8 protein-coding genes are annotated in these 7,608 nt (G+C 70.0%); 1 reads left to right on the top strand and 7 read right to left on the bottom strand.

The window, feature by feature from the left end:
• Positions 1–122: 122 nt before the first annotated feature.
• The 7 genes from VIB55_RS06140 to VIB55_RS06110 form a co-directional block, all read right to left on the bottom strand.
• A complete protein-coding gene (locus VIB55_RS06140) occupies positions 123–902 on the bottom strand; it encodes a class I SAM-dependent methyltransferase (protein WP_331875787.1) in 780 nt (259 codons plus the stop codon).
• Positions 899–1,342, bottom strand: coding sequence for a hypothetical protein (locus VIB55_RS06135; RefSeq protein ID WP_331875786.1), 444 nt, complete (start codon positions 1,340–1,342; stop codon positions 899–901). The genes VIB55_RS06140 and VIB55_RS06135 overlap by 4 nt, the downstream gene beginning before the upstream one ends.
• 97 nt (positions 1,343–1,439) lie before the next feature.
• Positions 1,440–1,829, bottom strand: coding sequence for a hypothetical protein (locus VIB55_RS06130; RefSeq protein WP_331875785.1), 390 nt, complete (start codon positions 1,827–1,829; stop codon positions 1,440–1,442).
• A 43-nt stretch (positions 1,830–1,872) separates the two neighbouring features.
• On the bottom strand, positions 1,873–3,009 hold the full coding sequence (locus VIB55_RS06125) for an AI-2E family transporter (RefSeq protein ID WP_331875784.1): 1,137 nt from the start codon (positions 3,007–3,009) through the stop codon (positions 1,873–1,875).
• Between the two features lie 193 nt (positions 3,010–3,202).
• The gene (locus VIB55_RS06120; RefSeq protein WP_331875783.1) at positions 3,203–5,155 is read right to left on the bottom strand and encodes an ATP-dependent DNA helicase RecQ; all 1,953 of its coding nucleotides are present in this window, start codon (positions 5,153–5,155) and stop codon (positions 3,203–3,205) included.
• A 226-nt stretch (positions 5,156–5,381) separates the two neighbouring features.
• Positions 5,382–5,681 carry an SH3 domain-containing protein gene (locus VIB55_RS06115; RefSeq protein WP_331875782.1) on the bottom strand — a complete coding sequence of 100 codons (300 nt, stop codon included), beginning with the start codon at positions 5,679–5,681 and terminating at the stop codon, positions 5,382–5,384.
• A gap of 265 nt (positions 5,682–5,946) precedes the next feature.
• Positions 5,947–6,174 carry a hypothetical protein gene (locus VIB55_RS06110; protein ID WP_331022273.1) on the bottom strand — a complete coding sequence of 76 codons (228 nt, stop codon included), beginning with the start codon at positions 6,172–6,174 and terminating at the stop codon, positions 5,947–5,949.
• 172 nt (positions 6,175–6,346) lie between these two features.
• Here VIB55_RS06110 and VIB55_RS06105 point away from each other — a divergent pair, with 172 nt between their 5' ends.
• A complete protein-coding gene (locus VIB55_RS06105) occupies positions 6,347–7,162 on the top strand; it encodes a DUF72 domain-containing protein (RefSeq protein ID WP_331875781.1) in 816 nt (271 codons plus the stop codon).
• The last annotated feature ends 446 nt before the right edge of the window (positions 7,163–7,608 follow it).

The raw sequence follows: 7,608 nt of genomic DNA, 5'->3' as shown, positions 1-7,608 counted from the left end.
CCGAGGCGTGCGCCGGCCCGTTTCGAACCGTGCCGACGTTGCGGCCTCTGCACGGGTGCCCGCTGCCGCGCCGAGCGTGAAAGTGCCCCAGGCTAGATGCTTCGCCCGGCGCGGGGGCGCCTTCAGCCGGGATGCACCGGGGCGAAGTAGATCTTCGTGTCGTATTCTAAGACCACGCGGCCGTCCACCTGGTGCTCGCCGAAGATCCGCTCCATCGCGCGCAGCATCGGCGTGTGGCCGGGCTGGCCCTCGTTTGGCGCGTACGACGACGAGAGCAGCCGTCCCTTCAGCCCCGCGTAGTCAAACACCTGCTCGTTGTACGCGGTGCGCAGCGTGTACGAGCCGCCAAAGAACGCGCGCAGCGTGTCGTCGGTGATGTTCTCGTGATTCACCGACGTGTAGTCCGTCCCGTGCTCGTGCAGCAGCGCCTCGTATGCGCGCAGGAACGGAGAGGTGTCCGTCCGCCGCGCGTTCCACAGCAGCACCGCCCATCCGCCCGGCCGCACGATGCGCCGGAACTCGTCGCGCGCGCGGGGCGCATCGAACCAGTGGAATGCCTGGCCTGCCACGGCATAGTCCACCGCGGCGTCAGGAAGTGTGGACGCTTCCGCCGTTCCCGCCACGCTGTGGAAGCGCGGGTCGCCGCCCAGCATCGCCTCGGCGGCGGCGCGCATGTCGGGGTTGGGCTCCACGGCGAACACCCGGTTGCCGTGGTCCAGGAAGATTTTGGATGAGATTCCCGTCCCCGATCCCACGTCCGCCACCACGTGCACCGGCGCCAGCCCCGTCTCTTCGCGAAGCACCCGGATCACCTCGTCGGGATAACCCGGGCGATAGCGGACGTAGTCGGCGACGCGATCGGAGAAGCGCGCGGTGGGATCGGACGTGGGCGCGCCGCTCACGAGCCGGCCGCCACCACCTGAACGGTGCGCGTCACCGTGACCGGGGCCTTGTCCTGCAGGCGCACGCCGTGCACGCGGACCACCGCCGTTCCGGGCTGGTCGAAGCGCACGGTCGCCATGTGCGAGAACATCTTCAGCTCTTCGGTGCACACCTCGGCCGCCACGTTCGTCTCATCGTAGGGCCTCAGGTCAGCCGTCCGGGCCTGCTGCGAAACCGACACCTCGGTTTCGCCCTGGCGCTCGCAGCCGCCCCCATAAGTCGTGATGTCTACCTGGAAGCTGGCTCCGGCGTTCACCTGGGCGGGTACCACCACCCGCGCCTCCTGGTCATCCACCAGGTACGCGGGCTGCCGCTCCCAGCGCTCCGTGAGCCCCACGATCCCGGGGCACGCGGCTGTGGCGAGCAGAGATGTGCAGGCAAGCAGACGAAGGATGCGCATCTTTCGATCTTTCCGGGACAGGGTTGCGACCGCGCCCTCACCTCGCGGGGCGCCCTGCCCGTCAACGCCGCCCCGCGGCCGATCGTGACACGCGGCGCTAGTCGCGGATGGGCACCAGGGCGAAGGCGGCCAGCATCATCCCCAGCCCCACCAGGTACGGGATGGGGCTGCCCACCAGCAGGTAGTGCACGGCGCCGGTCAGCGCCGTCACCTCGCCGAAGGCCCACGCGCAGATGTTCCACGTAGTCCGCTGCGACGGGTCCTGCTCGGTGGCGTGCTTGCGCTGCATCCACACGATTCCCGCCGCGGCCGCGACGAGAAAGATGATGTTCATCACCTGCATGGTAGCCGCCCGTTCGGGGGCGCGCGGCCCGTCGCGGCCCACCAGGAACATGACCATGGCGCCAAAGGTTACCACGCCGGCCAGGAAGGCCATGCGGATGATGCGCAGCTTGGTGCCGGCGGCCGGGGGGCCGGGCTCGGTCATGGGATCGTCTCGCTGAGGTGAACGATCAGGGCGCGACGCGCCGCTACTCGGGAACCACCGGCTGAATGCGCTCGCGGTCGGTGTCGATGGCGCGCTCCACCCACAGCACCTGCACCAGCGTCCACACCAGCAGCACCAGCGGCAGCGCCAGCAGCACGCCCAGAAATCCGAACACGCTGCCGAACAGCACCAGGGCGAAGAGGGTGACGAACGGGTGGATCTCGGCGTTGTGCGCCATGGCCCACGGCGTGATGATGTTGGCCTCGATCTGCTGGATGGCAAGCGCGGCGATGGCCGTCCACATCCCCTTCGTCGGATCGACCAGGAAGGCCACCATCGTCGCGGACAGCCCGCCGATCCAGGGGCCGGCGAGGGGAATGAACTCCAGCAGCCCGTTCAGCAGCCCCAGCAGCAGCGCGTTGGGCACGCCGATCAGGTAGAACGCCACCACGCTCAGCGCGCCGACGCCGATCATCGCCGTCCCCACGCCCTTCAGCCACCCCATGATCCGCTCGCCCAGCAGCTGGAAGATGCGGTACCAGGCCAGGCGCAGCCCCTCGGGAAGGGCCCGCATCATGGGCGTCAGCAGGTGGTCGTTGGGGCTGGCGAGCGCGAACAGGGCGCCGAAGAACAGCACCAGCGGCACGAAGAGGATCTCCAGCAGGCTCGCCGCCTGCCCCACCACCTTCGCGGCGCCGCCCTCACCTCCGCCCCCGCCGCCCGAGAACAGCTGCGAGGGGCTGGGGATGTTCACCTGCATCCCCATCTGGGTGTGCAGCCATTCCTCCCACTTGGTGATCTGCTCCTCCATGGCGGGGCCCTGCGAGGCGAGGTCCTTCACCTGCCCCACCAGCAGCGGCGTTCCCCACGCCAGCAGCGCCACCAGGCCGCCGATGACCACCACGCCCACGCCCGCCGCCATCCACTTGCGCTGCACGGGGATCAGCGCCCGCAGCCCGTTGAGGCCGATGGCGATGATGGCCGCCGCGTACGCCATCAGGAACACGCGGGTGAGCGGGTCGAAGTAGCGGTACAGCAGCGCCAGGAGAAAAGCCAGCAGCACGGCGCGGTACAGGTGCTCGGGCCTCACCTGGCCCATGGGGCCGGACGGGTGCCGCGCCACGGCGTCGGCGGGCACGGGGCCGCGCGCCATGGGTGTGGGTGTCTTGTCCTCGGCCATCCGCCGCCCTCGCGTTCGCGTTTTCCCTGGGATCCCCGCCGCGACGCGGGCAAGGAGTGCACCATTCCCACGTTCGGTGACTCTCCCACGCCGAACTGAAGGTCCTCACGCGGAGGCGCGGAGGTCGCGGAGAACTACGGAGCCGGCCTCTGTTCCTCCGCGTTCTCCGCGCCTCCGCGTGACCCCCGCCCTTTCACAAGTGCGATTCGCACCAGGCCAGCACCTCGGGAAAGCGCCGCTCCTCCAGCGCGCCGAACAGGCGGTTGCGGCCCAGGCGCGCCGCGCCGAGAGCGGGGCTGGTGAGCCCGCACAGAAACCGCGCGCGGCGCCGCGGCGTGGCCAGCGCCTCCGGCTGCGCCGCGCACAGCGCGCGGAACTCCGCCACGTCCACCATCCGCTCGACGGGCGGCGCCGGGGGAAGCGGCGGAAAGACGGACGCGCGCCCCGTCTGGCACCAGGTGCAGTGGCCGCAGGGCGCGTGGCCGCCCTCGCCGAAGTACTCCAGCACGAAGTTGGTCTGGCATCCGTCGCGCTCCACCAGCTCCCCCATCAGCGCGATCCGCTCCACCTCCGACTGCTCGCGCGCCACGAAGCGCTCCAGCAGCGCCTCCGTCAGGGCGTCCACGTCGGGGCGGGCGACGAGCTTGTGGAAGCGCAGCCGCAGGTCGCTCGCCGTGACCTCGGCCAGCCCCTGCTCGCCCAGCCAGTCCACCGCGCGCACGATGCGGCTGCGCTGGTCGGGCTCGGCGCCCTCCAGGTCCAGCGTGTACCAGCTGCGGCCGAACTTGGCGCGTTTGAAGATCCCCTCCACGAACTGCGCGCGCTCGCCCGAGAAGCGGCCCACGATCTCGGGAACGGGCACCAGCGGCTTCAGCTTGTAGCCGGCGTAGAACGGCGTGCCCTGGCGAAGCACCCCCAGCAGCTCCAGGTAGGTGAGCGCCGTGCGCTGCACCAGCTCGCGGATGTCGTGCTTCAGGCTCAGCGCGCGCGGCGCCACGTCGAAGGTGCCCTCCGCCGCCGCCACGTCGGCCAGCAGCCCGCGCAGCGAATCGCGGTCGGGCGTGTCGCCGAAGGCGAAGTTCTCCAGCGTCGACACGTCTTCGCGGCTGCCCAGCATCTCCACCGTCGAGGGCAGGCCGTCGCGCCCCGCCCGGCCGATCTCCTGGCTGTAACTTTCGATCCCCTTGGGCAGGTTGTAGTGATACACGTAGCGCACGTCGGCCTTGTCGATCCCCATCCCGAAGGCGATCGTCGCCACCACCACCGCCCGGTCGGACCCCTTCCACCACTCCTGCACGCGGGTCCGATCGTCCGCCTCCATCCCCGCGTGGTAGGCCATGGCCGGCACTCCGGCGTCCGCCAGCACCTTGGCCACCCGCTCGGCCGTCTTCTGCAGCGTCACGTACACGATGCCCGCCCCCGGCGCTCGCCCGCGCACCCGGTCCACCAGCACGTCGTCGCGCCGGGCCGCCTCGGTGGGAACGGTGGAAAGGAACAGGTTGGGCCGATGGAAGCCGGTGACCACCGCCGCGTCGCGGTCGATGCCGAAGGTGGTGCAGATGTCGTCCACCACCGCCGGCGTGGCCGTGGCGGTGAGCGCCAGCACGCGCTCCACGCCGATGGCGCGCGCCGTCTCGGCCAGTTTCAGGTAGTCGGGGCGAAAGTTGTGGCCCCACTGCGAGATGCAGTGCGCCTCGTCCACGGCGAAGAGCGAGATGCGCGCGCGTCCCAGCTGGTCCAGGAAGCGCTCGTTGTTGAAGCGCTCCGGGGCCACGTACAGGAGCTTCAGCGTGCCGTTCCGCAGCCCCCGCTCCACCGATGCCGCCTCGTCGCGCGTGAGGGAGCTGTCCAGCCGCGCCGCCTCGATCCCCCGGCCGCGCAGGTAGTCGATCTGGTCCTTCATCAGCGCGATCAGCGGCGACACCACCACGGTAACGCCGGGCAGCAGCAGCGCGGGAAGCTGGTAGCACAGCGACTTTCCGCCGCCGGTGGGAAAGACGGCGAGCGCGCCCCCCCGTTCCAGCAGGGCGTCGATCACCCGCCGCTGCCCGGGGCGAAACTCCGGCAGCCCGAACCTCTCGTGCAGCACCTGCTCGGGGGTGGCGGCGGCGGAAAGCGTGTCTGGGGATGGGGTATTCGGAGCCATCGTTCCACCCGGAGCCAGGGGACGTGGCCGCGCGCCTGCCGCGCGGCCACGCCTAAAGAAATGGACGGGTGGAACGGCGTCAAGCGGTTGACAAAAACCCGTCGCACCTGTGGCTCACTCGGATCGAATTGGGCTGGCGGTGGCGGAATCGGGGAGGAATTGGAGGATGAACGGCCGAGGGCGCCCCCCGTGGAGGGCGCCCTGACGTTCTGCCTGGCGGCGAAGTTCAGCGGGTGAGCTGCGCGGATTGAGCGGTGGAAACGAGCTGCGGGGCCGGCCGCAGGAAGATGGAGTTCACCCATCCCGTAACCCCCGTGATGCCGCGGAGTGTGCCGGGCACGATCAGCCGCGTCCAGCCGTCCTGCTCGGCCAGCGCATGCACGACGGTGCCGGTGGGGAGCGGGCTGCCGGCCACCTTCCGGTCGCCAGGATTGGGGCCGCTGCGGATGTTCACCGTGTCGGTGGCAATGAAGAGCGGCGCGGGCGTGCCGTCGTCGCGCAGCGGGCGAGGGGCGATCACCTTCATCCGGGGGACCTCCTGGGGAGAGCCGATGCGGGGCACCTGCGTGCCGACGCGACAGTCCGGGGGCAACCCCCGTTCCTCGTTTCAGAGGGCTGCGTACGTGCCTGGAAGTGGTTCTGATGCAGGGAGATACGACACGTGGCCGGAGGGTGCGCGAGGCCAGGCGCGGGGCAGCGGTGCCCCGCCTGGGGCGGCGCATCCACAGGACGCACCGAAGCCCCCGCGGGAAGCGTTCCCGCGGGGGCGATCGGCGCCGATCAGGGTTGGGTCAGTAGGTCGAGGTGCCGGCGGGCGAGCCGCGGTCGCTCTTGAGCCACTGCACCAGCTTGACGATGCCCCACACCACCAGCACCAGCGGCAGAACCCGGAACAGGAGGAACGCGCCCAGGACCCACGCGATGCCGAGGACGGCCATCACCACCTTCAGGGCCGCGATCGCCACGATCACCACCACGGCCCACTTCAGGAACGTTTCGAAGCTGCTCTTGTCGCTCATCTGACACACTCCATTGCTTGATATCGGCGCTCCATCGGTCACGGATCAGCCGTACGGAGGATGCCGCGCGCGAGTTTCACGCACTTGCCCGCTGGTCGATCGCCCGCTACTGATCCCCTCGGTGGCTGCTTCCGTCACTCTGGCGACTTTCCCCCGCTTCCGTAGCTCGCCCGTGAGCATTCGAATCGGCACGCAGGGCTGGAACTATACGGCGTGGGTGGGGCCGTTCTATCCCGAGGGCACCCGGCCCGTAGAGTTCCTGCGCACCTACGCCCAGGCGTTCAGCACGGTGGAGGTCGATTCCACCTTCTACGCCATCCCCCCCGCCAAGTCGGTGCGCGGATGGGCGCAGCGCACGCCCGACGGTTTCCTGTTCGCGCTGAAGATGCCGCAGGAGATCACGCACGAGCGCCGGCTGCGGGACGCGGATGCCGCCACGGACGAGTTCCTGGACCGTGCCCGCGAGCTGGGGCCCAAGCTGGGGCCCGTGCTGGTGCAGATGGGGCCGGACTTCGGGCCGGACGAGTTCGCGGCGCTGGAGCGGTTCGTCGGACGGCTGCCGCGCGACGTGCGTTTCGCGGTGGAGGTGCGCCAGAGCCGGTGGATGGCCGATGCCGTGCTCCCGCGGCTGCTTTCGCTGCTGGAGTCGCACGGGGCCGCGCTCGCGCTCAGCGATGGCAAGTGGATTCCGCGCGAAACGATGACGGAGCTGGCCGCCGCGCCCACGGCGGACTTTCACTACATCCGCTGGATGGGTCCCAACCGCGACATCGTGGACTACTCGCACCTGCAGTTCGACCGCTCGGGCGAAATCCGCTCCTGGGCCGAGGTGCTGAAGACCATCGCGGGCCGGGGCGTGAGCGTGTTCGGGTACTTCAACAACCACTTCGCCGGCCACAGCCCCGCCAACGCCCGCGAGCTGCAGTCTCTCCTCGGCCAGAAGCCGGTGGACCCCAGGGCCATCGGCGAGCAGATCTCGCTGTTCTGATGCCGTCGATCCCCCTCTCCCGGCCTCTGAAATCGGATCGCACCCCCTGGCGGTGGATGTCATCCCGATGGAGCGGCCACGGCCTACTTGCCCGAGCACGATCGACCGCAGCGACTGAGGGATCCGCCACACACTTCGCGTGATGCGCCGGTGCGTCGGCGTGCGGGGCCCACGGAGACGAGGCCGCGACCCTGCCCGGGCGAATGAATTCGCTGCAACAAACACACGAAGTCTGCCTTCGCAGACTGGCTTATTCTCGTGTGAGGAGGACCGTGTGGCGCGCCCGGGAGTGTGTGGCGGATCCCTCGGTCGCTGCGGAGTGCGGGTGTAGGGGCAGGGCTCTCGTGGCCGCTCCTCGGGATGACAGGTGCGCTCCGGCAGGGCCGCACGCGTGCAGGTGAAGCTTGCTTCGGAGTGAGTTGAGGCCCGGAGTGCGCCCGGATGTT

The sequence above is a fragment of the Longimicrobium sp. genome, from assembly GCF_036554565.1.
Taxonomy (GTDB): domain Bacteria; phylum Gemmatimonadota; class Gemmatimonadetes; order Longimicrobiales; family Longimicrobiaceae; genus Longimicrobium.
Note: the sequence above shows the minus strand (reverse complement) of the source record. Positions and strands in the feature narration are given on the sequence as shown.

Excerpts from the sequence above, each read along its gene's own strand:
- VIB55_RS06115 (WP_331875782.1), bottom strand. The coding sequence starts at position 5,681 with ATGAAGGTGATCGCCCCTCGCCCGCTGCGCGACGACGGCACGCCCGCG.
- VIB55_RS06135 (WP_331875786.1), bottom strand. The coding sequence starts at position 1,342 with ATGCGCATCCTTCGTCTGCTTGCCTGCACATCTCTGCTCGCCACAGCC.
- VIB55_RS06110 (WP_331022273.1), bottom strand. The coding sequence starts at position 6,174 with ATGAGCGACAAGAGCAGCTTCGAAACGTTCCTGAAGTGGGCCGTGGTG.
- VIB55_RS06130 (WP_331875785.1), bottom strand. The coding sequence starts at position 1,829 with ATGACCGAGCCCGGCCCCCCGGCCGCCGGCACCAAGCTGCGCATCATC.
- VIB55_RS06125 (WP_331875784.1), bottom strand. The coding sequence starts at position 3,009 with ATGGCCGAGGACAAGACACCCACACCCATGGCGCGCGGCCCCGTGCCC.
- VIB55_RS06120 (WP_331875783.1), bottom strand. The coding sequence starts at position 5,155 with ATGGCTCCGAATACCCCATCCCCAGACACGCTTTCCGCCGCCGCCACC.